17 protein-coding genes and 2 pseudogenes are annotated in these 23392 nt (G+C 56.5%); 9 read left to right on the forward strand and 10 right to left on the reverse strand.

What is annotated here, in order from left to right; all coding sequences use genetic code 11:
• Nucleotides 1–212 precede the first annotated feature (212 nt).
• Together QRN85_RS01155 and QRN85_RS01160 are read right to left on the reverse strand one after the other, a co-directional pair.
• A complete protein-coding gene (locus QRN85_RS01155) occupies nt 213–2156 on the reverse strand; it encodes a methyl-accepting chemotaxis protein (RefSeq protein ID WP_113170696.1) in 1944 nt (647 codons plus the stop codon).
• A gap of 678 nt (nt 2157–2834) precedes the next feature.
• On the reverse strand, nt 2835–3602 hold the full coding sequence (locus tag QRN85_RS01160) for an EAL domain-containing protein (RefSeq protein ID WP_062590096.1): 768 nt from the start codon (nt 3600–3602) through the stop codon (nt 2835–2837).
• A gap of 186 nt (nt 3603–3788) precedes the next feature.
• Here QRN85_RS01160 and QRN85_RS24455 point away from each other — a divergent pair.
• The 7 genes and pseudogenes from QRN85_RS24455 (at nt 3789) to QRN85_RS01200 (ending at nt 11366) form a co-directional block, all read left to right on the forward strand.
• Nucleotides 3789–5071 (forward strand): annotated as a pseudogene (locus QRN85_RS24455) (ABC transporter substrate-binding protein).
• A 206-nt stretch (nt 5072–5277) separates the two neighbouring features.
• Entirely contained in the window at nt 5278–6105 is an 828-nt protein-coding gene (locus tag QRN85_RS01175; RefSeq protein WP_113170695.1) for a DUF3100 domain-containing protein, read from the forward strand.
• Nucleotides 6102–6614: a hypothetical protein gene (locus QRN85_RS01180; protein ID WP_062590099.1), complete on the forward strand. Its 513-nt coding sequence runs from the start codon at nt 6102–6104 to the stop codon at nt 6612–6614. Before QRN85_RS01175 ends, QRN85_RS01180 begins: the two co-directional genes overlap by 4 nt.
• Before the next feature lie 58 nt (nt 6615–6672).
• The gene (locus QRN85_RS01185; RefSeq protein ID WP_113170694.1) at nt 6673–7830 is read left to right on the forward strand and encodes a M20 aminoacylase family protein; all 1158 of its coding nucleotides are present in this window, start codon (nt 6673–6675) and stop codon (nt 7828–7830) included.
• A gap of 33 nt (nt 7831–7863) precedes the next feature.
• Nucleotides 7864–8799, forward strand: a complete 936-nt coding sequence (locus QRN85_RS01190) for a LysR family transcriptional regulator (RefSeq protein WP_244475535.1) — start codon at nt 7864–7866, stop codon at nt 8797–8799.
• Nucleotides 8800–8927: 128 nt separating this feature from the next.
• On the forward strand, nt 8928–9815 hold the full coding sequence (locus QRN85_RS01195; protein ID WP_113170693.1) for an NAD(P)-dependent oxidoreductase: 888 nt from the start codon (nt 8928–8930) through the stop codon (nt 9813–9815).
• Nucleotides 9816–9821: 6 nt separating this feature from the next.
• Entirely contained in the window at nt 9822–11366 is a 1545-nt protein-coding gene (locus QRN85_RS01200) for an aldehyde dehydrogenase family protein (protein WP_502870742.1), read from the forward strand.
• Nucleotides 11367–11546: 180 nt separating this feature from the next.
• Here QRN85_RS01200 and QRN85_RS01205 read toward each other — a convergent pair whose 3' ends face one another.
• The 4 genes and pseudogenes from QRN85_RS01205 to QRN85_RS01220 all read right to left on the reverse strand — a co-directional run bounded on the left by QRN85_RS01205 (nt 11547) and on the right by QRN85_RS01220 (nt 15295).
• On the reverse strand, nt 11547–11927 hold the full coding sequence (locus tag QRN85_RS01205; RefSeq protein WP_062590103.1) for a RidA family protein: 381 nt from the start codon (nt 11925–11927) through the stop codon (nt 11547–11549).
• Nucleotides 11928–12059: 132 nt separating this feature from the next.
• Nucleotides 12060–12957 (reverse strand): annotated as a pseudogene (gene purU, locus QRN85_RS01210) (formyltetrahydrofolate deformylase).
• 20 nt (nt 12958–12977) lie between these two features.
• Entirely contained in the window at nt 12978–13868 is an 891-nt protein-coding gene (gene folD / locus QRN85_RS01215) for a bifunctional methylenetetrahydrofolate dehydrogenase/methenyltetrahydrofolate cyclohydrolase FolD (RefSeq protein ID WP_284756900.1), read from the reverse strand.
• Between the two features lie 149 nt (nt 13869–14017).
• Entirely contained in the window at nt 14018–15295 is a 1278-nt protein-coding gene (locus QRN85_RS01220; RefSeq protein WP_113098751.1) for a 2-methylserine hydroxymethyltransferase, read from the reverse strand.
• Between the two features lie 129 nt (nt 15296–15424).
• On the opposite strand from QRN85_RS01220, the gene QRN85_RS01225 reads away from it, so the two are divergent.
• On the forward strand, nt 15425–16318 hold the full coding sequence (locus QRN85_RS01225; RefSeq protein WP_062590108.1) for a LysR family transcriptional regulator: 894 nt from the start codon (nt 15425–15427) through the stop codon (nt 16316–16318).
• Between the two features lie 23 nt (nt 16319–16341).
• Here the strand turns inward: QRN85_RS01225 and dsdA are convergent, their stop codons facing one another.
• Complete coding sequence (gene dsdA, locus QRN85_RS01230) at nt 16342–17658, reverse strand: D-serine ammonia-lyase (RefSeq protein ID WP_284756903.1); 1317 nt, start codon at nt 17656–17658, stop codon at nt 16342–16344.
• Between the two features lie 731 nt (nt 17659–18389).
• On the opposite strand from dsdA, the gene QRN85_RS01235 reads away from it, so the two are divergent.
• Entirely contained in the window at nt 18390–20525 is a 2136-nt protein-coding gene (locus QRN85_RS01235) for a TonB-dependent receptor (protein ID WP_284756904.1), read from the forward strand.
• 67 nt (nt 20526–20592) lie between these two features.
• On the opposite strand, the gene QRN85_RS01240 is transcribed toward QRN85_RS01235, so the two are convergent.
• The 3 genes from QRN85_RS01240 to QRN85_RS01250 are packed head-to-tail and all read right to left on the reverse strand — an operon-like array spanning nt 20593 to nt 23391.
• Entirely contained in the window at nt 20593–21399 is an 807-nt protein-coding gene (locus QRN85_RS01240; RefSeq protein ID WP_284756906.1) for an ABC transporter ATP-binding protein, read from the reverse strand.
• Nucleotides 21392–22369 (reverse strand): FecCD family ABC transporter permease, encoded by a 978-nt coding sequence (locus QRN85_RS01245; RefSeq protein WP_284756909.1) that lies wholly within the window; start codon nt 22367–22369, stop codon nt 21392–21394. The genes QRN85_RS01240 and QRN85_RS01245 overlap by 8 nt, the downstream gene beginning before the upstream one ends.
• Nucleotides 22369–23391 (reverse strand): FecCD family ABC transporter permease, encoded by a 1023-nt coding sequence (locus tag QRN85_RS01250; protein ID WP_284757233.1) that lies wholly within the window; start codon nt 23389–23391, stop codon nt 22369–22371. Before QRN85_RS01250 ends, QRN85_RS01245 begins: the two co-directional genes overlap by 1 nt.
• Nucleotide 23392 lies beyond the last annotated feature (1 nt).

The raw sequence follows: 23392 nt of genomic DNA on the forward strand, positions 1-23392 counted from the left end.
CGCTGCTGCCGACGGACGTGCTCCTCCAGAAGGCCGTCGGGTTAAAACTGGATCTCTGATGGAGTGGAGGAAAATCAGCGTCGGGTCGTCGAGACGCTAAGGCCCGACAAACCTAGGGGGGTGGAATAGGTGAAGTGGATTTCGACACTTGCGACAAAACGAAAAACAGGCGGCCGGGTTTGGCCGCCTGTTTTTGGGTTGCGGGTGGGCGCTTAGAACTCTTCCCAGCTATCCGGTGCCGCAGCGGTGTTGCCGCCGCCTTTACCCATGGCGCTCGCGACCTTCGCAATCATGCGGCGCGCAGGGGAGGGCGCCGGTTTTTGATCGCTTTTGACGGCGACTGGCTTGCTTCTTGCCGCCTCGACAGAGTCGATGCGGAACTCGGACACGATCTCTCGCAGGCGTCGGACTTCTTCGGCCAGCGTGGAACTGGCGGCTGTCGATTCCTCCACCATAGCAGCGTTTTGCTGCGTGACCTGGTCCATCTGGTTGACCGCAGTGTTGACTTCCGAGAGGCCGACCGACTGTTCACGAGCCGACGTGGCGATGGCATCGAGTTGTGAGTTGACGACCACAACCTGCTCTTCGATGACCTTTAGTGCGTCGCCCGTTTCCTGAACCAGCCGCACGCCTGTGCTGACCTCGTCGACGGAATTGCGGATGAGATCCTTGATTTCCTTTGCCGCCTGCGCTGAGCGCTGAGCGAGTTCGCGCACCTCCTGTGCAACGACAGCAAAGCCTTTTCCAGCCTCGCCAGCACGTGCCGCTTCGACACCGGCGTTCAGAGCAAGAAGGTTGGTCTGGAAAGCGATTTCGTCGATGACGCCGATGATTGATGAAATCTGGTTGGAAGACTGCTCGATACGCTGCATTGCGGATACTGCGTTGGAGACAACCTCACCCGACCGGCGCGCAGACTTGTTGGCTTCCATTGCCACGTGGCGAGCGTCTTCTGTCCGCTTTGACGAGCTTGAAACGTTGGTGGTGATTTCGTCCAGAGCCGCTGCAGTTTCTTCCAGAGATGCGGCTTGCTGTTCGGTGCGCTTCGAGAGATCTTCGGCGCTTTGGCTGATTTCGCGAGCCCCGTTATCAATGGAGCCGGTAGCACTCGCCACTGCCCGCAAGCTGTCGCACAGCTGTCTGACGGCTGCGTTGAAGTCCGATCGCAGCGATTCAAAGTCTCCTGCAAAAGGTTCGTCCAGCTGGAAAGTAAGATTGCCGTTCGACAGTTGCCGCAGACCTTCTGCCAGTCCGGATGTAGCCTGTGCCATCTCTTGCGTACGCTGACGCTCGACCTCGGCGTTGCGCAGCCGCTCCGCTTCACCTGCACTGCGGGTGGCCTCTGCGGAGCGTTCGAGGTCCAGGGCACGCAGTCCATTGTCCTTGAATACCTGCACGGCCTTGGCCATAGAGCCGACTTCGTCACGCCGATCAATGCCATCGACAGCAACATCGAAGTTTCCAGTGGCGAGCACGCTCATCGTGTTCGACAGGTTGCCGATAGGTTTGACCAGCCAAGCTCGCACTGCAACAAAGCCAAGCACGAGTACCGCGAGGATAACGCCTGCCACAAGGCTTAGCGTTTTCAGCGCCGTGCTGTCGACGAAGGCCGATTGCTCGTCACCCATGGCGTTTGCTTCTTCCGTGACCGCTGTCGTTACGGCTGTAAAGCGCGGTGAAAGGCTAGCGAAGGCCGGTTGGCATTCTTTCAGAAAGATCGCCTGCGAACTGGAAATATCCGTCTCCGACGTTGCGGCCCGTCCTGCTGCAATCGTTGCCGAGCAGGTCTCATTGAAGATCTTGAGGCCATCCGCCTTCAACTGTTTGATGTCGCCGTTCTCAGGCAAGAGGGTGATTGCTTTGTCGATGAATTTCTTGAAGCTGTCCTCGGCATCCTTGATGGAAGCAGCGGCACTGGCATTGTTTTCCGCAGTACGGGCCATTAACAGATCGCCAACACTTGCGCGAAATGCCTGCAGGCTGCGGTTTGCGCGCGCCAGAGACAAGGCTGCGGTCTGGTGACCATCCATAAGAGACTGATAACTTTCATCAATTTTATGCAGTTGATTGGTCTGGTAAACTGCGAGGGCGACTGCGAGAAGGCCGAAGGTGGCCATGATCGCGAGAAATTTTCCGACGATAGGGACGTGCTTCATTTTGTCTCCTGGATTGCATCTTAGAGGGGGTTATTTTTTTGATGCCACTCACAAATAACGCCGCAAAAGCCACTGGGAGGCGGCACACGGCACGCATGGGTGTTTACTCCGTGCCTAGATCGTCGGATCTCACAGAAACGGGCCGAACTGGGCGCAGTCGAATGGCGGCTTTGACGGCCCCATCCAGGCATCCGATTTGTCTTTCAAATGAAATGAGAGCAGCACGCCTCGTTCGTCACGATATTACTGGTCTCTGTCAGTAACGCGAGTGGAATATACGAAGTAAATAATTTAAACATAGTTAATTTTTAATATGACCGAGAAAATAAAATATAAAAAAATATTTTTACCAAGTAATATTTTGTGAATACATAAATTATTTCCTTCGATTTCTTGATTTTGATCAATTTTCCCTTCTGACGGGAGATGAAATTTTTGAATTAAAAATTTACACATGAATGATGCTGCTCTTAATTTGTTTTAAGTGCAAAGTTTCGCGTCATACTGACCGCGTTCCTGGATTTTAGGAAGGCGACAAAGGCGCGGGCGAGGTGGTGGAGGCGTCGACAAACGCAACGCGCCCGGTCTTATTGCCGGGCGCGAAAATTCATATACGTCTGTGGTGTAGCGCCGGAAGAGACGGAGCAATTCGGCAGGTCGGTATGGCAGTTCTGCCTGTTAGGCCGCGATACTGCTCAGCATCTCATCGGTCGGCGGTAGCGCCAGTGCCTCAAACAAGGGTTTGGAGAGGAGGTAGCCTTGCACCAGAGACACTCCGAGGTCTCTCAGGGCTGCGAGTTCTCCGCCGGTCTCAACCCCTTCGCACAAAGGAACGATATTGAGATCGGCCAGCATGTCGAGCGTGTGTTTGACGATCTTTCGCCGTACGGGGTCCTTGTCGATGCCACGTATCAGATCCATGTCCAACTTGACGATGTCAGGTTGAAAATGTGTGAGCAGTCCAAGGCCCGAATGGCCAGCACCGAAGTCATCAATCGCCGTCTGGAAACCCATCTCCCGGTAGGTGCGCAGGATGTTGAGGATGTGCGCAGTGTCCAGCTTTTCTGTCTCGGTAAATTCGAAAATGATGCGATTCAGCGGGAAGCCGGTCTTCATGGCAGTGGCAAGCGTCAGGCGAATACAGGCACGTGGCTCGTAAACGGCGTTGGGCATGAAATTGATGGAGAGCTTGGCGGTGTCGGCCGGGTCGTACAGCTTTGCAGCAAGCTCGATTGCTTTCACCCGGCATTGCTGGTCGAAGGCATATCGATTGCTCTCGTCGACCTGCGTCAGAACGGAGCCAGCCCCTTGGCCCTCTGCACCACGCACCAAAGCCTCATGTCCGAAAATTGATCCTGTCGTGATATCCACGATAGGTTGGAACGCCATCGAGAACGGCAAATTGAGAGCCGCACCCTCATGGCAGCCTTGGCACTTCGTCGACATTAAAAACCATCTCCATCTTTATCTTAAATCAGCATATGCAAATTCAATTAAATATCCCTTCTTTTGACCGGATTAAATCGAGCAAAAAAGCGGTAATTTGCTGATGATTGCTCCGGCCTCGCCCATTGCTTAAGTCGCCGTAGCCATTACGGAACAATTGAAATCGTAGGACGCGAGCGGCTCTCCATGGCCGTACGCAATCTGCTCGCAGAAGGCTTGGCCTACGCCTTGGGCACGGGTGTCAAATTTTCCAACGGGGAAAGCTTCAATGCCGACGACGTCGTTTTCACGCTCAACTATATCGTCGATCCCGCAAACAAGATCGTGGTCTATGACAAGGTGAAATGGATAAAGTCGGCTGAACGGCTGGACGATTACAACGTCCGCGTCCACCTTCAGGCAGCTTACCCCGCCGCTCTCGAGCTGTTCAGCATGTCGGTGCCGATTTATCCCGACGAGTACTATCAGAAGGTGGGTGCGTCTGGAATGTCCACCAAGCCTGTAGGCACAGGTCCCTATGAGGTCGTATCCGTTACGCCGGGATCGAGCATCACGCTCCAGAAAAACCCTGAATATTTCGCAAGTCCGAAGCCTGCGGCGAAGATTTCCAAGGTCGAAATCCGCACCGTCAGGGACATCAATACGCAGCTTTCCGAACTGATGTCGGGCAATCTGGATTTTATGTGGCAGTTCCCCGCTGAGGTAGCGCAAAAGCTGAAGAGGGCGGGCGATTTCAAGGTCGAATCGGTCGAGACGATGCGGATCGGCTTCCTCGTTCTTGACGCCATGAACCGTTCAAGTCCCAAAAGCCCGATGGCCGACATCCGGGTTCGAAAGGCAATGAACCATGCGATCAACCGAGATGCTATCGTCGCTGGTCTGGTCGGTGAGGGTTCGAAAAAAAAGCCAGCGCCTGCTCTCCCATCCAGTTCGGATGCGAGACGGATGTGACCGAATATAATTATGATCCCGCAGAGGCAAAGAGATTGCTGGCGGAAGCCGGCTATCCCAACGGCTTCACGGTCGAGATGGGTGCCTACCGCGATCGATTGCTGGCAGAAGCCATGATCAATGATTTGGCGGCGGTCGGCATCAAGATCAACTTCAACATGATGCAGAATTCAGCCCTGGGTGCACGACGAATGGAAGGCTCCATGCCTTTGGCTTATCTGACGCATGGCTCCAGCTCGATCGCCGATGTCTCGGCTATCACGCCTGAATTTTTCGGCTTGGGTAAACAGGATTATGCGGGAGACAAGGAAATTGCAGCACTATTGAGTGCCGCGGGTTCCACGATCGATGTCGCGCAACGCAAGGAGAAATATTCCGCCGCCTTCAAGCTCATTGCAGACAGGGCCTACTGGGTTCCGCTTTGGACCTATCCTTCGACGGTTGCAACATCCCAGGAACTGAACTTCAAGGCCACATCCGACGAGCTCGTACGCTTTTACGACATGTCCTGGAATTGATAGGAAGCCGCTACGCAAGCGACAGCGTAGCGGCTTTCATCCACGTGTGACCGGATGAGAAAGATGACGATCCATTAGCGAAGCGTTGCTGAAAACAGAACGCTTCGTTGCTTTAGCTGCCACTACCCATCAAGAACTCTGTCGCCATACTCTTTCGCCAGCCGCTATAAAAACAACATCTGCGGTGAGACGAGAGGAACAAATCAATGAACAAATTCACAGCCAATGGCTGGGGACTGCATTTTATCGTCCTGGCCATCGTCATTGTGGCGGAGGTCATCGGCATCAGACGGCTGCCTATCGGGATTGGCACCGTGGTGTTTCTACCGATCCTTTACGCCTTTGCCATCGGTATCGCACTCAACCCCCATATCCTGAAGAAAACAGCGGCACTTATTCCACCGAAAGCGGTGAAGTTATCGGGCACGATGATCACGATTGCGATCATGCCCTTTATTGCCCGATTTGGAACGACCGTCGGTCCGCAGATCGATGCCATCATCGAGGCGGGGCCGGCGCTGGTCATTCAGGAACTGGGCAATCTGGGTACGATTTTGATTGCGTTTCCTGTGGCCGTCTTTCTGCTGCGCATGGGTCGCGAGTCTATCGGCGCGACATATTCCATCGATCGTGAGCCCAACCTGGCCGTCATTGCAGATCGTTACGGGCTGAACAGCCCTGAAGGCGCGGGCGCCATGGGCGTCTATGCGACGGGCACCCTCATCGGAACGTTTGTTTTCGCCATCATGCCGCCTTTGATTCATTCCCTGGGCTGGTTCGATTACCGCGCTCTTGCCATGTCCTGCGGTGTCGGTTCGGGCAGTATGCTTGCAGCCTGCACGGGTGGACTGGTTGCCATCATTCCCGAGAGCAAGGACGTCATTCTGGCTCTGGCTGCTGCCAGCAACATTCTGACATATGCGACGGGTCTCTATGTCGGCCTGTTCGTTGCCCTGCCGCTCACGGAATGGCTTTACCGCAAGGCGCGCCCGAACGACCCTGCCAATTCTGCCCTGAAGGAGACACGTGTATGAGCATTCCTCACGCCACCCCCGTGGAACACGAACTTCCGCAGCATGGTGAAGACGAGCGCAAGATCAACGTCATCAGCTATTCCGGCCTTCTGATCGTTGCCTGTGCCATCGGCCTTGTCTCCAACTGGATCGCTACAGGCACCAATCCCATTGTCGCCCTTCCGGGAATGGTGGTTCTTTACGCCCTTTCCGTCGCAGGGCTGCTGATGGCACGTTACATCCCCTTGTCTCTTCCCTCCGTCGCGTGGACATCCTTGCTGGCCATTGTGGTGACGATCCCCGGTGTTCCCGGTTCCGCCTGGACACTTGCGCAGGTTCAGTCGCTGAACTTTCTGGCGCTGGCCACACCGGCGCTGGCCTATGGTGGCCTTGCCCTGACAAAGGGTGAGTTCGACATTGCGCGGAAGTCCGGCTGGAAGATCGTTATCGTGGCGATCTGCGTGATGTTCGGGACCTATATGGGCTCGGTCGTGATCGCTGATCTTTCATTACGGCTGAGTGGCAACTAAGAATGACGTGTGGTCGCCATGTTCGGCGACCACACCCACGACGAAAGGGAGTGACGCGATGGTTTCGATTTCGGGCGAAGAGATAGAAGAAGCGATTGGCTGGAGACACCATCTTCACCAGCATCCTGAACTCGGCTTCGAGGAACACGAGACATCGGCATTCATCGCCACACGTCTGGCGCAGTGGGGATACAAGATCCACACAGGCTACGGTAAAACGGGCATTGTGGGCACTCTGTCCAAGGGAAGTTCGCAACGGGCGATTGGCATCCGTGCCGATATCGATGCCCTGCCGATTGCCGAACAGTCAGGTGTTTCCCATGCCTCGCGCACACCCGGCAAGATGCACGCATGTGGACATGATGGCCATATCTCCATGGCGCTTGCAGCGGCGCGTGCTGCAAGCCGGTCCGAATTCGACGGAACCGTCCACTTCGTCTTCCAGCCTGCCGAGGAAAACGAAGGCGGCGGAAGAGCCATGGTCGAGGATGGGCTGTTTCGCGATCTTCCCATGGACCGCATCTTCGGTCTGCACAACTGGCCGGCGCTCGAGCTTGGAAAGCTGGTGGCCCGCGATGACCGGATGATGGCGGCTTTCGGAACATTCGAGATCAAGGTTACCGGTCGGGGCTCCCATGGCGCAATGCCGCATGAGGGGGCAGACCCCATCGTGGCGGCGTCCCAGATCGTCTCCGCGCTTCAGGCGATTGCCAGCCGCAATGTGTCGCCACTCGAATCCGCTGTTGTCTCCGTCACCCAGATCCATGGTGGCGACGCCTGGAACGTCATTCCCGAAGAGGTTGTCATCAAGGGAACGACACGCTGGTTCGAAGAAACCATCGGTGCAAAGATCAAGGATCGCATCTCGGTCATCGCCAACAATGTCGCTGCAAGTTTTGAATGTAGCGCGTCCCTGGATTATCTCTCCCGCTATCCCGCGACGATCAACGATCCCGAAAGCGCACGGATCGTGCGTCAGTCGGCAGCCAGCCTGTCGGAGATCGAGATCGTTGATGCGCAACCGAGCATGGCCGCAGAGGACTTTGCCTTCATGTTGCGTGAAAAGCCGGGATGCTACTTCTGGCTTGGTGCGAAGAAAGAGGGCAGAAATCCGGGCCTGCATTCGTCCTTTTTCGATTTCAACGACCAATTGCTGCCGTTGGGAGCGCGCATGTGGCTGGCGCTCATCGATAGCCAGCTTCCTAAAGCCGGATAGATCACGCTGGCGTCCATGACATATTGACTGCATTTGCTTGATGGCAAATATGCTGCCATGGAAACGCTGGATGCCAAAGCCTTAAGAATATTCATTGCCGTCGTGCGGTGTGGTTCGATCCGTAGCGCCGCTGAGCATCTCGGCGTCGCTGCTTCCGTCGTCAGTCGCCAGATCGCTGATACCGAGAAGAATGTCGGCCTACCCCTCTTTAACAGGACCAGCCGTGGCGTCGGTTTGACGGATGCCGGGGGCTTGGTTCTGGACCATGCCCAGCGCGTCATCGAAGACAGCGGCCTGCTGTCTGAACAACTGAACCAGTTGCGCGGTGTTCAGCAGGCGCGCGTGCGTGTGTGCTGCGGCGAAGGATTTCTGGGAGATCTCATCGAGCACGGGCTTAAAAGTTTCGCCAATGTGTATCCTTCCGTCAGCTACAATCTGACGCTCGGCAGTACCGACAAGGTGCAGGAAGATGTTGCAAACGGCGATGTCGATATCGGTATTGCCTACAACCCGGTCATAGATACGCGCATTCGTTCGCTGGCTATTTCCCGCCAGCCGCTGTGTCTGGTTGCTGCACCGGGGCATCCTCTGCTTCTCGAGCAGTCGGTCTCTCTGGAAGCCTGCCTTGAAGCGTCGCCCTACGCGCTTCTGACCAAAGGGCATGGCGTCACCCAGCTTGTGAGCCGCACCGCTGCGGATGTCGGTTTAGCCGTGGCGCCCATGTTGGAAACGCCATCTATCGATGTGCTCCGGCGTTTCGTCATGGCGGGGCTGGGAATAACCTTTCTGCCGCGCTTTGCCGTCACCACCGAGATTACTAGAAGCGCACTCGGCGTGGTCGAGCTGAGCGATCCCCTGCTTGCTCAGGCAAGCGCCTACCTCATGGTCAAGGCGCGTCGTCGGCTGCCGATATCGGTCGAGCGTCTCGGCAGTTTCCTGGCGTTCGAAATGACCGCTTTCCAGCAGTAAGTTGCGTTGCTTGGCGAGCAACGCGCTGTTCCCTGTCGACCAGCTATCGGGATCACACGAATAATGACAGCCTGTCTTCTTGATTGACCGCCTTATTGCTCGGGCGGCAACGCGAAGAGGTTTACAGAATGTCTAACAATAATAAGGGAATAGTCGGGGTCGTCGGCCTTGGCAGCATGGGCCTTGGAATGGCCCAGACATTGGCAGCAAGTCAATTCGAGACGCTTGGATTCGACCTGTCGGAGGAGCGTCGGGCGCTGGCAGCGAAAAGCGGTGTGACGCCGGTTTCAACGATCAGCGAACTTTTCGAAAAGTCAGCATTTCTCGTCTTTTCGCTACCCACGGCAAAGGACGTTGCCGGTGTCGTCAACAACCACATCGGTGTTCTCGACGCCCGTCAGGGGCAAAAGATCGTCATCATCGATACCTCCACCTCCGAACCGGATGTGAGCAGGGAACTTGCCGACAAGCTGGCAGGGCTCGGACACGGCTTTCTCGATGCTCCGGTCAGCGGCGGACCAGCCGGTGCGGCGAGTGGCAAGCTGACCATGATGATCGGTGGCTCGGATGAAGATGTGGCCGTTGCGGGGCCGGTTATCGAGGCCATGAGTGCCAAGGCGCTGCATGTGGGACCAAGCGGCGCAGGCAATGTTGCAAAGCTGGTCAACAACCTTCTTGCTGCGGCGCACATGGTTACGACCAGTGAAGGACTGAAACTGGCCGCTGCGGCCGGCATCGATCCGGAAGCTGCATTGCGTGTGCTGAATGCGGCTTCCGGCCGCTCCATGATCAGCGAGGTCCATTTCCCGACCTGGATCATGTCCGACCGTTTTGATAGCGGCTTTTCAATGGGGTTGATGCGCAAGGACGTGCGGCTGGCAAGCGAGTTGGCCGCCCGCACGGGTGCAGAGCTTCCGCTGGCAGATGCGGTGGCAAAGCTTTGGGCAGGTTCCACCGAACTCAACGACACAGACGACTTTACCCGCATGGGCGCTTTCAAAAGCGCAGGGAAGTAAAGGGAGATGACGATGACAGATATGAGCACCGCGCAGGATCAGGGCGCCCGCATTGGCGAGATTTTGAAGAGTGTAGCGGGTACGACTGAGATCGGCAGCTTTGTTGACGGTCAGATGGTCAACGGCGGCGGCGATGAGTTGTCGCTGACCGATCCGTCCAGCGGCAAGGTTTTTGCGACCTTCAAGGACGCCGACCAGAGCGTTATCGATGCAGCGATGGATGCCGCAGCTAAGGCGCAGAAGGAATGGATGAAGCTGACGGCCTCCGCACGCGGACGCGTCATGTTTGAGATCGGTCGTGAAATCCGCGCTCATGCCGATCAGATCGCCGAGATCGAAAGCCGGTCCGCAGGACGCCCCATTCGCGATATTCGCGGTGAGGTGGTCAAGGTTGCCGAGATGTTCGAATATTATGCGGGCTGGTGCGACAAGATCCATGGCGAGGTCATTCCTGTGCCCACGTCTCACCTCAACTATACCCGCAATGAGCCTATTGGTGTCGTTGTCCAGATCACGCCGTGGAATGCCCCGCTGTTTACCGGCGGCTGGCAGATCGCACCGGCGATTTGCGCAGGCAATGGCGTCGTCATCAAGCCATCTGAACTCACTCCGCTCAGCACCATCCTGCTCGGCATTCTGTGCGAAAAGGCCGGTGCGCCGCGCGGGCTCGTCAATGTCATCGCGGGCCAGGGCGTTACCGCCGGACAGGCGGCTGTCACGCACTCCAAGACGGGACTGGTTGTCTTTGTCGGCTCTGCCTATGCGGGTTCCCTCATTGCATCTGCCGCCGCCAAGAGCGTTGTGCCGTGCATTCTCGAACTTGGTGGCAAGTCCGCCAATATCGTTTTTGAAGATGCCGACATCGACCGGGCCATTCTGGGCGCACAGGCCGCCATCTTCGGCGGTGCCGGGCAAAGCTGCGTGGCAGGATCAAGGCTTCTCGTCCACCGCTCCGTGCATCAGAAATTTGTTGAAAGATATGCGCAGGCCGCAAAGCGCATACCGGTCGGCAACCCGCTTCTCGATACGACGCAGATCGGCCCAATCAACAACTTGCGCCAGTGGTCGAAAATCGACGAGCTTGTGCAGAAGGGCATCGGCGAGGGGGCGACACTCGTCGCCGGTGGCGGCAAGCCGACTGAACTTCAGGAGACCGGCGGATTCTACTACGCGCCGACAATTCTGGACAATGTCTCGCCGCAGGCAACCCTTTCCAAGGAAGAAGTCTTCGGCCCTGTCGTCGGTGTAACGCCTTTCGACACTGAGGAGGAAGCCGTCGCTCTCGCCAACGACAACCCCTATGGTCTTGCAGGCGCTGTCTGGACACAGAATGTCGGCCGTGCACACCGTGTTGCTTCGCAGGTGCGTGCAGGAACCTTCTGGATCAACGGCTACAAGACGATCAGCGTGATGTCGCCATTTGGCGGCTTCGGGAAGAGCGGCTATGGCAGATCGAGCGGTAAAGATGCGCTTCTGGCATACACGCAGACCAAGAGCATCTGGGTAGAAACAGCTGCCCAGCCTGCTGTCGCTTTCGGCTACGTCGCCTGATAAATTCTGGTCTACGCATGTAAAACACCCGGCAACTGAAAAGTGCCGGGTGTTTTGCGTTCAAGGGGTCACAAATGGTTCAGCCGAAGGCCAATGTGACGTGGCAGGAATTTGTCGTATCGCCATAAAAAAAATTGGCGACTCGAAGGCCGCCAATTCGGTTTCAGCCTGTGCACGCTCTCATGGGATAGCGATAACGGCCTCGATTTCAACCTTTGCGCCCTTGGGCAGGGCTGCGACCTGATAGCAGGCGCGGGCCGGATAGGGCTTCTCGAAAAATGTCGCATAAGCCGCATTGATATCGGCAAAGGCGCCGAGGTCCGTCAGTAGAACCGTCGTCTTAACTGTGTTCGAAAGGCTGGTCCCGCCGGCTTCAGCGATGGCTGCAATGTTTCGCAAGCATTGTTGTGCCTGCGGAACCGGGTCCTCACTGTTGAATTCCCCGGTTGCCGGGTCGATCGGCAGGGCGCCGGATACGAAAAGCAGATTGCCCGTGCGGATCGCTTGCGAGAATGGGCCGACGGCGGCTGGCGCTTTGTCTGTGTGCACTTCTTGCAGCATTTGTTATCTCCGATAAAAGCTCGCCCTGGAAACCTCGCCGCTGGGCAAGGCAGCGGTCATCACGTGCCCGCCGCCTTTTCCCATCGAAAAGTTTCGACGGCCGCACCTTGGTTGGTTTATCCAGGCTCAGACTCAGCCCATGCGTTCTGACGCGTAGGAACCCGGCGATGGCGGGAAGACCACCGTCTTGTTGCCGTTGATGAAGACGCGGCCATGAATGTGCGCGTGGATGGCGCGGGCGAGAACCTGACTTTCCACGTCACGGCCAAGGCTGACATAATCTTCGGCGCTTTGTGCGTGCGTCACGCGGACAATATCCTGCTCGATGATCGGGCCCTCGTCCAGATCCGCCGTTACATAATGGGAGGTCGCACCGATGAGTTTCACGCCGCGCTCAAAGGCCTGCTTGTAGGGGTTCGCACCCTTGAAGCTCGGCAGGAAGGAGTGATGGATGTTGATGATCCGGCCGGACATCTTCCTGCACATATCATCCGACAGCACTTGCATGTAACGGGCGAGAACGATGAGTTCCGCGCCGCTTTCTTCAACGATGCGCATCTGCTCGGCTTCGGCAACCGGTTTGTTTTCCTTGGTCACCTTGATGCAGTGGAAGGGAATGTCGTGGTTTACGACGACGCGCTGATAATCCATGTGGTTGGAGATCACGCCGACGATATCGATCGGCAGCGCGCCGATCCGCCAACGGTAGAGAAGGTCATTCAGGCAGTTGGCCGAAGCGCGACACCATGAGGATGACCTTCTTCTTCTCCATTTCATCGGAGAATTCGGCGTTGGCTTCGTATTTCGCAGCAATGGCGCCGAAACCTTCACGCAGTTGGTCGAGTGTCCGGCCTTCTTCAGACTTGAAGCTGATCCGCATAAAATAGCGTCCGGTATCGGCGTCGTCGAATTGTGCGCTATCGGAGATATTGCATCCATTGTCTGCCAGATAGGATGCGATGGCTGCGGTAACGCCGCGGATAGAAGGGCAGGCGACGCGCAGGGCGTAGCGAAACTGACTGCTGGTCATGGTTCGGTTCCCGTTTGTAGTTAGGCTGCCAGCCCATGCTGGCGGCGAAATGCTGTAAGTGTGTTGGAAAGCAGGCAGGCAATCGTCATAGGTCCCACTCCGCCCGGAACGGGAGTAATGGCTCCGGCATGGCCCGCTTCATCATAGGCGACATCGCCGACGATCCGCGATTTACCGTCCTGAACGATCCGGTTGATGCCGACGTCGATGACCACGGCGCCGGGCTTGATCCAGTCGCCGCGCACAAGGCCGGGACGGCCTACGGCAACGACGAGGATATCGGCAGCTCTGCACAGTTCCTGAGTATTGCGGGTCTTGGAATGCACGATCGTGACCGTGCAATTGGCGTTGAGCAGCATCTGCGCCATCGGCTTGCCGACGATGTTGGATTTTCCGATAACGACCGCGTTCAATCCCGCCAGATTGTCACCGAGCCGGTCCTTCAGCAGCATCATGCAGCCAAGCGGCGTGCAGGGAACGAGCGCTGGCTGACCGGTGGCAAGGCGGCCGGCATTGGCGATGTGGAAGCCATCGACATCCTTGTCGGGATTGATGGCCTGGATGACCGCGCTCGGATCAAGATGCTTTGGCAAGGGTAACTGCACCAGAATGCCGTGAACCTGCGGGTCGGTGTTGAGCCGTTCGATCAGGGACATCAACTCCGACTGCGAAGTCTCGGCCGGTAGCCGGTGTTCGAAGGAATTCATCCCGGCAGCTACGGTCTGGCGGTGCTTGGAGCCCACATAAACCGCGCTTGCCGGATCATCGCCCACGAGCACGACGGCCAGGCCAGGGACTTTGCCGGTTTCGGTCAGCAGGCCAGCGACATCGCTCTTGAGGTGCTCGAGCATACCGGCTGCAAAAGCCTTGCCGTCGATGACGTTTGCTTGTTGAAGTCTGTCCATTCCCATGTCGTTGTCTTTCCTGAGAGCGAAGATTGGCCTGAAAGCGAAGAGCGGCCTGAGAGCGAAGAGTGGATGCATCAGGCAGGTATGAAGATGCCGCGCGTGCAGGCTGCCCGCGCGGCATACATCAAGCGTTCGGGCGATGAGATCTTGTATCAGTGGCCGTAGACGGGGAAACGGCGGGTCAGGTCGGCAACAACTGCCTTGGCACCTTCAACCACGTCGTCTGCCTTGCCTGCAGCTTCAGCATCGATCAAATCAGCGATGACGTTGCCCAATGCCTTGAACTCGCCTTCCTTAAGACCACGCGTCGTGGCGGCTGATGTTCCCAGGCGCATGCCTACCCATTCAGCCGGACGTGGGCTGTCGCCAGGGATCGGGTTCTTGTTCGATGTGATGTTGGCACGCGCCAGAACCACCTCGACCTGCTTGCCGTTCAAGCCCTTGCTGGAAAGATCGAGCAGCACGATATGCGTATCCGTTCCGCCTGACACGATGCGGATGCCGCGCTCGATGAGCGTGTCGGCAAGTACCCGCGCATTCGCCTTGACCTGATGGGCATAGACCTTGAAATCGTCGCGAAGTGCTTCGCCGAGGCAGACGGCTTTCGCGGCCAGAACGTTGCTGTGCAGGGAGCCCTGAACGCCTGGGAATACGGCTGCCTGGAGTTTCTTGAACCACTCTTCGTTGTTGGTCAGAATAAGACCACCACGTGGTCCGCGCAGCGTCTTCGTCGTGGTGCAGGTCACGATATCGGCATGTGGAAACGGCGATGGGTGAGCGCCACCTGCCACGAGACCGGCGATATGCGCCATATCGACCATGAAGTAAGCGCCGACCTTCTTTGCGATCTTCGCCATGCGCTCGAAGTCGAGTTCGCGCGGATAGGCCGAGCCGCCCGTAATCAGCAGCTTTGGACGAACCTCTTCGGCAATCCGTTCCATCTCGTCATAATCGATGACTTCGTTCTGCGGATTGACATTGTAGTTGTGGGCCTCGAACCAGCGACCGGACAGGTTGGCCTTCATGCCGTGCGACAGGTGGCCACCGGCTGCCAGATCGAGCGCAAGAACCTTCTCGCCCGGCTTCATCAGAAGGAAGAACACGGCCAGATTGGCCTGGGTGCCGGAGTGAGGCTGGACGTTGGCATAAGCGCAGTTGAACAATTGCTTGGCGCGGTCGATCGCCGCCTGTTCCACCACATCGACAAATTCGCCGCCGCCATGGAAGCGGTTGCCGGGGTAGCCTTCCAGCGTCTTGTTCGTCATCTCATGGCCGAGTGCGTCGAGCACCGCGCGGCTGACAATGTTTTCAGATGCGATAAGCTCGATCTGGTTCTGCTGGCGGTCTCGCTCATTTGCAAGCGCGCCTGCAACGAGAGGATCACGCTCCTCGACACTGGTTGCGAAAAAAGCCTTTGCCACGTTGTCCATGGTCCCTCTCAAAAAGTTCCGTTTTCCTTGAGATGAGAAACTAAAGTGGAGAACGATCCAGAAAAAGTTAATAATATTTTCTTATAGCGTAAGCTGTGCTAATCATTTTCCGTCACCGGGAGAGAAATCATGGACGTTGGCCGACTGCGTGCGCTCAGAGAATTGTCGATCCGAAAAACAATGGCGGCTGTGGCAGAAGCGCTTTACGTATCCCCTTCTGCGGTGTCCCAGCAAATTGCATTGCTGGAAGAAGAGGTTGGCATAAAGCTGATAGAGCGGCGCGGACGCGGGGTCGTCATGACACTGGCGGGCCAGAAGCTCGTGGAGCGTGCGGAAAAAATACTGACGGAAATCGAATCCGCCAAGGTCGATATCTCTGAGCTGAAAAGCGTGATCTCGGGCGAGTTGCGCGTAGCCGCATTTCCATCCGTTGCGGCCGCACTCATTCCGAAGGTCGTGCGTCAGCTGTCGGAAATCCACCCTCATCTCACCATCCAGTTCGAGGAAATGGAGCCGGAGGAAAGCGTTGCGGCACTTCGCAGTTGGCATACGGACATAGCCATCATCGATGACCTCAACATGCCAACAGGCGCGCTGGACCCGAACATAGAAACCATCTACCTGACCGAAGATGTATTCAATGTGATGGTATCCAAAGACCACAAGCTTGCCGAGCAGCCGACCGTAAAACTGAAGTCACTCCGTGACGAACGGTGGGCAATCGACACGGCCTCGGAAACCTACAACAGCATGCTGGTGGAGGCGTGCCGGTCCGTTGGCTTCAAGCCCAACATTGTTGCGCGCTGTAAGGGCTTTGAAGTCACCATTGCCATGATCCGCGAAAACTACGGCATCTCGATGCTGCCGGGTCTGCGCGCCAGCCACGACCTTGAAGACGTATGGGTATGCAAGGTCGTGCCGGAGATCAGGCGCAAGATCTTCTTGGCGTTCCGCAAATCAGAGAAACGAAGCCAGGCGATACAGATTTTCATCGATCACATGATGGCGAAATCAAAGCCCTGAATGGCGGATTGAATAGGCAGCTCTCAGGCCGCCAAAGCCCTCTCAAGGAACGATTCGTACTGGTCCTGTGGCACGAACAGGCCGCCGGTTGTCCAGACCACATGGGTCGCCTTTCGCATATCGCTTATGCCCTGCTGTTGGCAAAACTTTTGGCCGGAGCGATGATTGACGAGGAAATCAGGCCCGGCGAAGGCCGCCGCCGCCGATGGCTCCAGTCGAATGTTCTGCGTTTCGTGGGAAAGGCGCAACCAGCGAAAAAGATCGGCGTCTTTGACCGTGAACACGCCCGCGAGCATGTTGCGCATGACCCTTGCGACAAAGGCTGACATTCTGGCAACGGCCATTCCGTCGGCTTCCGTGCGGTTCGTCAATCCCACGTCATAGACAGATACGAGTTCTTCCGAACCGCTCATCATGTGAACCATGGCACAGGGAGACTCGACGGGTTCTACGAAAAAGCAGTGTACGTTATCACCAAATACTTTTTTGGCACCATATGTCACACCGCCCGGCGCGCCGCCGATTCCGCAAGGCAAATAAAGGAAAAGCGGATGTTGCGCGTCCACCACGATCCCAAGAGCGTGGAGTTGCTCGGCAAGTTCCGATGCCGCAACGCTGTAACCGAAAAACAATTGTTGAGATTGCTCATCGTCCACGAAATAAATCGAGGAATCCTGTTCTGCCTCCAGCCGGGCGTTCTCCACAGCGACCGTGTAGTCGGCCTGATGCTGGACGACATCGACGCCGAGCTTGGTAAGCCGTTCAACTTTCCACGGCTTTGCGTCCGAAGACATGTGAACGGTAGCCCTGAAGCCAAGCGCGCGTGCAGCAACGCCAACGCTAAGACCGAGGTTGCCGGTACTCCCAACGGCGATGGTGTATTTGGAAAAGAGTTCTTTCGCGTCTTTTTCGGAAAGCTTGCGGATATCATCGTTCTTTCCAAGGATTCCCTCACGGATTGCAAGAGATTCCGCAAACAAGAACACCTCATACACCCCGCCGCGCGCTTTTATCGAGCCCGCCACGGGAAGAGCGTTGTCGGCTTTGACCAGCACCCTGCCGAACGCCTCGCTGCCGTAACCAAGTGCCTCGCGAAGTGCCGTCAACTCAATGAGATCCGAACGAATGGCGCCTCCGCTGGCCTCAAGCTCTGGAAAACAGGTCTGAAGCAAGGGTGCAAGTCGTTCCCAGTTCGCCTTCGCCTCGTCCACGAGCTGTGGCCGAACAGGAAGATGAGCGTCATTGATCGACCCGTTTCGATACTCGGTGTTTAGCCACAGCGTGGGACGCGAAGCCAGAACATCTTCGCGGGCTGGGTCGTCTGGTAGCGTTATTGTCATGTCCAACCTTCAATTGTATATCTAGCCGTGTCAGCTAAATCGAACCCGGATGCTTCGGTGCATGGTTGCCCGAAATTTAAGATGAAAGCCCACCATCTGCATCCTCTTTCCCGAACATTAGACACCGTCATCCGCGAATAAAAGTTAATACTTTTTTGTGATTACATTACCTCTTCTAATCAATCGCTCGCGATCGGGTCTCTACATTGAGATAATTTGGTCCTCACAAAAGGCCCCCGAAATCTTAGAGCGAGATTGGTCGCCGCCATCGGAAAATCGATCTTGCGAGCGCCATAGAACCGACGTCACAAATGGGCAGGACTGCTTCAGGATGAGGTCGAACTGATAGGTTCGCCGAGGTGCTGCTTCTGCGATGCTCTCCAGAGAGCGTGAATCCAGATGGCTGGTTTATGCCTCGCGCTTGCAACAGATGGGTCTTTCGAAGAGCAGTGAGCCACTGCAGAACATCGGCACCTTCTCATTCTCGCGTGAAACGAGCATAGTTCGAACGGTCGACATTTTTCTCCGCGTTCCCTGAGGCATCCGCAAGACGCAGATGCATATGGCCTCCTGCTGGTCCGGCGGACAATAGTCTGTTCTTCAGGGGCCTGTAATATGATGCAGATTTGCAACGCTCGGATGTTGTAAGGTCAAGTTGCAATAAGGTGATTGAAATACTCATCTTTCATCGATTAGTTACCCCTCACTAGGGTTACTGGTGTGAGGGGATAATGACATTTTTTAATAATTTGCGGTCACTTCGTGGCTCGACGGCCATTGCCATAGTGGCAGGGGCAGTTTCTATCGGGCCGGGCACGCCGATTGCGATGGCTCAGGATGCTGCGACGACTGAAGAGGATACAACGACACTTCCAACGATCGTCGTTACCGGGGAAAAATTTGGACGCGATCAGTTTACTACCTTCACAAGTGTCGAAGTTTTTACGGGTGGAGAGCTTCATGATCTCGTCCGGCCGACACTCAATGATGCGCTGAACAGCGCGCCCAACATCCGCTCATTTTTGAGCGGCGAAGGTAATTCTGACATTGTAATTCGCGGTCTAAGCTCCGAGGGTGTAACCGCTCCGAGCCGCTCGAACCCGGTCATTTCTGTGGTGGTGGACGGTGCGGAACAGGGTGTTGAGGCAACGCGGCGTGGAACGCGAGGCGTCTGGGATGTCGAGCAAGTCGAGGTTCTGCGTGGCCCGCAATCCACTATACAGGGGCGCAATGCCCTCGCGGGCTCGGTCGTCATCAAGACGAAAGATCCGACCTATACTCCGGAAGCAAGTTTTGAAGGCGTGACTGGAACTGACAAATACAGATCGGGCGCCTTTGCCGTTTCAGCACCGATCGTCAAGGACGAATTGGCATTTCGTATCGCGGGACAAGTCTTCCGTGGAGAAAACGGTATCCACTATGTCGATCCGTCTATTTCAGATGTAGGCGAAAACGAATTCGAGGAAATTCGCGGCAAGCTGCTGTGGGAACCAGCCGAATGGGCCGGATTTAAGGGCCTTTTCACTGTCAGCCGCACACATGACAAACCGGCATGGGGGGCTGTGAGCGGTCCTGACTTCTTCGCTAGACGTTTCGATGCCACGACTGCAGAACGGCGGGATACATACGTCAACCGTTACATCGCCGACTTGAGTTATGAATTTAACGAAGACTGGAAAATACAGTCGATTACCTCCTTCGTAGACACGGATGTGGATATCAACTCTCCTCGGACTTCGACGCTTACGGCGTTTCAATTCATTCGCGACGACACGCGTGAGGGCGGTGATTTCTCCCAGGATATCCGCTTGACCTACGGATCGGAAGATTCGCAGTTTTCGGGTGTCTTCGGTGTTTTTGCGGGCCGATCCACCTTCGATCTCGATTCGAACATTCAGGCGGTTGCAGACCCGTCCATTCCGTTCATCCTGCCATTTCAGCTGCTACAGGCAAAGAACGAAAGCGAGACAGTCGCGCTCTATGCGGACACCCGCTACGAGTTCGTCGATCGCTGGACGTTGCTGTCGGGTGGACGTTTGGTTCATGACAAAGTCTCGGCAAATTACACGGGGAGCCTTCTCGATATTTCCACGTTCGGGTACGTCCCTCTTACCGAAAACAATTCGGTTTCAAACACCGAGTTCCTGCCGAAGATCGGCCTGGCCTTCGAATTGGACGAGAATCAAAATCTGGCCGCGACCGCCACTAAAGGCTACAGACCGGGCTTCTCTGAGCTTGTGATTGGCACCACGACAGTCAACAAAGTCGACCCTGAAACTCTCTGGGCCTATGAACTTGCCTACCGTTCCAAGTGGCTGGAAGACAGGCTGCAGGTTAACGGCAACATCTTCTACTACGATTATAAGAACCAACAGGTTCCGCTTGAATTCGACCCTCGCTTCCCTGGCCAAACAATCAGCCTCAATGCTGCGGAATCGCATTCCTACGGTGCGGAACTCGACATTCGCTACAGTTTCGATAATGGCCTAGAGCTGTTTGGTGGCTTGGGTCTGATGAAAACAAAATTCGATAAGGGCGACTTCGCAGGCAACGAGTTTCCCGAAGCACCGTCTCTCACCGCCTCTTTCGGTGGCATTTACAAGCATGAGAGCGGTCTCTTCGCAGGTGGCGACGTGTCCTTCACCGATGGCTACTACAGCAAAGGCGACGTCAACAATCTGCGGTCGCTTGATTCGTTTACTGTCTTGAACGCAAACGTTGGCTACGAGAAAGACAACTTCAAGATCACTGCCTTTGCCCAAAACCTTCTGGATGAAGAGTATCTGACCTCGATTGCGACCAATGGACAAACCGCCACAGTCGGCGAAGGTCGATCATTCGGCATACGCGTAAACGCCACCTTCTGAACAATCTGACAAGCCCTTCAGGCTTCTTCAAACCCGCCAGGCCGTCCAGCTTGGCGGGTTTTTCGTTCTACGGGGTAACGTCATCCACGGGAACGCAGATCGGAGCCTTGCTCTGCGGTTCGATCATGATCGTCACATCCACATCGAAGACGCGCTTGACCGTTTCTGGTGTCAGGACATCGGCGGGTGCACCTTCGGCGACAATTGCACCCTGTTTCAAAAGGACGAGATTGTCAGCGTAGCGGGCCGCCTGATTGAGGTCGTGCAGGACCGCAACGACGGTCACGCCGCGTTCCCGAACAAGCTTTTGCGCCAGACGCAGCGTATCGATCTGATGGGATAGGTCGAGAAACGTGGTGGGTTCGTCGAGCAAGAGAACGCTGGTTCGTTGCGCCAGGGTCATCGCAATCCAGGCGCGCTGTCGCTGGCCGCCCGAGAGAGTATCAAATGTCTCGCCCGCCAGATGTGCCGTGTCGGTCACCGCGAGCGCCTCTTCGCAGGCTTCGTCGTCCTCCTTCGTCCAGCGGCCAAAAAGGCTACGATGCGGATAACGGCCCTGCCTGACCAGATCCTTCACCGACATGCCCTCTGGTGCCGACTGATTTTGGGAAAGAAGCCCGATATGTTGCGCCAGTTCCCTTCGCCCAAACGTCGAAATCGAGCGGCCGTTCATCATCACGCTGCCGTGCTGTGGCCGGATAAGACCAGCCAAGGCACGCAACAGGGTCGATTTTCCGCAGCCATTGGGACCGAGAAGCACCGTGAAGGCCGCTTCAGGAACGGAAAAATCGAGTTTGCGCAGGATAAGCCTTGCACCGTAGCCGATCGAAGCCTCGTGCGTTTGAAGGATAGGGAGGCCAGACTGTTCAGACATTTCTCTTCCGCCACATGAGATAAGCAAAGAATGGCGCCCCCAGAATAGCCGTCATCAAACCGACGGGCAGCGGCGCTGGCGTAAACAATGTGCGCGCCGCAAGGTCAGCTCCCACCACCAGAAGTCCGCCAGAAAGTGCCGTGACCGGCAGCATGAGGCCATGAGAATGCCCGACGAGCGAGCGAGCAATGTGCGGCGCGATGAGACCCACGAATGCCAACAGACCGGCCGCAGCCACTGCGGCACCAGACAGGACCGCGCAAAGGACGAACATCACGGCACGGATCAGTTCGACGCGTTGCCCTCGCGCCCTTGCGGTCTCGTCGCCCAAGATCAGCAGGTCCATTTCCCGCGCGATCAGGGCACTGCCCGCCATGCCGATCGTGAGCCATGTCGCAAGCGTGCGGATTTTATCCCAGGTGCTGTTATAGATGCTGCCGGAAAGCCAGACCATCGCGCGCTGCACCGCCTGGGGCTCTCCGAAGGTCGAGATGAAGTTTGCTCCGGCCCCGGCGAGCGAACTGAGGCCAATGCCGATGAGAATGATGCGCAGCGAAGAGCTGCCGCTGTTCCATGACAGGGCATAGATCGCGAGCGACATTGCGAGGGCTCCGGCAAAAGCAAGCCACGACAGCAGGTGTGTGGGAGGCACCTCAAACCTGACGATGACGATGACCGCTGCAAGGGCCGCGCCGGCATTGACGCCGATCAGACCCGGTTCCGCCAATGGATTTCGCAGCACTGACTGGGCAATCATGCCCGCAACGGCAAGCGACGCGCCAACAAGGAAGCCCATGACGAACCTTGGAAGACGAATATCGCGAATAATCTGTATGGACTGTGCATCCGCCGCCGAACTGTCGGTGAGGACCGCAAGGATCTGCGCCATTTCGATATGGTGGTCGCCAATCGCCAGAGCCGCAAACAGCATGGCGACGGATAAGCCCAACAGGATGAGAACGCTGCGCATCAACCGATCCCACCGGCGCGCGACCGCGCCAGCCAGATGAAGAATGGCGCGCCCACCAGGGCAAGCGTCACGCCAACCGGGACGTCGATACCGGTCAGACTTCGTTGCAGACCGTCCGCCATAACAACCAGTAAGGCCCCCGAAAGCGCACAGAAAGGCAAGATCCAGCGATAATCGGTGCCGAGGCTCAAGCGTACCATGTGTGGCACCACAAGTCCGACAAACCCTATAGGGCCTGCCAGTGCGACCGAACTTCCTGCCATCAGGACCACCAGGGCTCCCGCAACAAGTCTCCATAACAGGACATTCTGCCCCACCGCTTGCGCGACATCCGCCCCGAGACTGAGCGTCGTCACCTCCCTTGCAAGCAGCAGAGTGGCGGCGACTCCAGCAAGCGCAAAGGGCGCAACGGCTGCGACGGAAGCCATTTCCTTCCCGGTCAATGAACCAACCGACCACAATCTGATGATGTCAATGGCCTTCATGTCAAAGATCAGGATGGATGCGCATATCGAGGCGAGGAAAACGCTCAGCACTGCGCCCGACAGGGCAAGCTTCACAGGCGTTACACCCGATGCGCCCGCTGACGCGATCACGTAGACGATGGCCCCGGCGACAGCGGCGCCTCCGAAAGCAAACCAAAGGAAGACAAGCGGCGATTGAGCGTCGAATAAGACGATGGAAATAACCACGGCAAAGGCGGCACCTGCGCTTATGCCCAGCAAATCCGGGGAAGCCAATGGATTGTTCGTAACCGCCTGCATCAGGGCTCCGGCCACACCCAGCGTCGAACCCACGATGATGGCGGCAAGAACGCGCGGAAGCCTGATTGTGGAGATAACCAGATCCTGATGGGTTGTTCCCTCTGAAATGATCGCAGACAATGCATCGCTGAGTGATATCGCGGTGGTCCCTATGGTCAGTGACCACAGGCTTAAAGTAGCAAGCAGCAATGCCAGCAGGCCGAAAGCAACAATCCGTGTCGCAGGGATGTTACGCCCCGCCGACTTGATGACCTCCATG

The organism is Agrobacterium sp. fls2-241-TYG-188a (assembly GCF_030209845.1).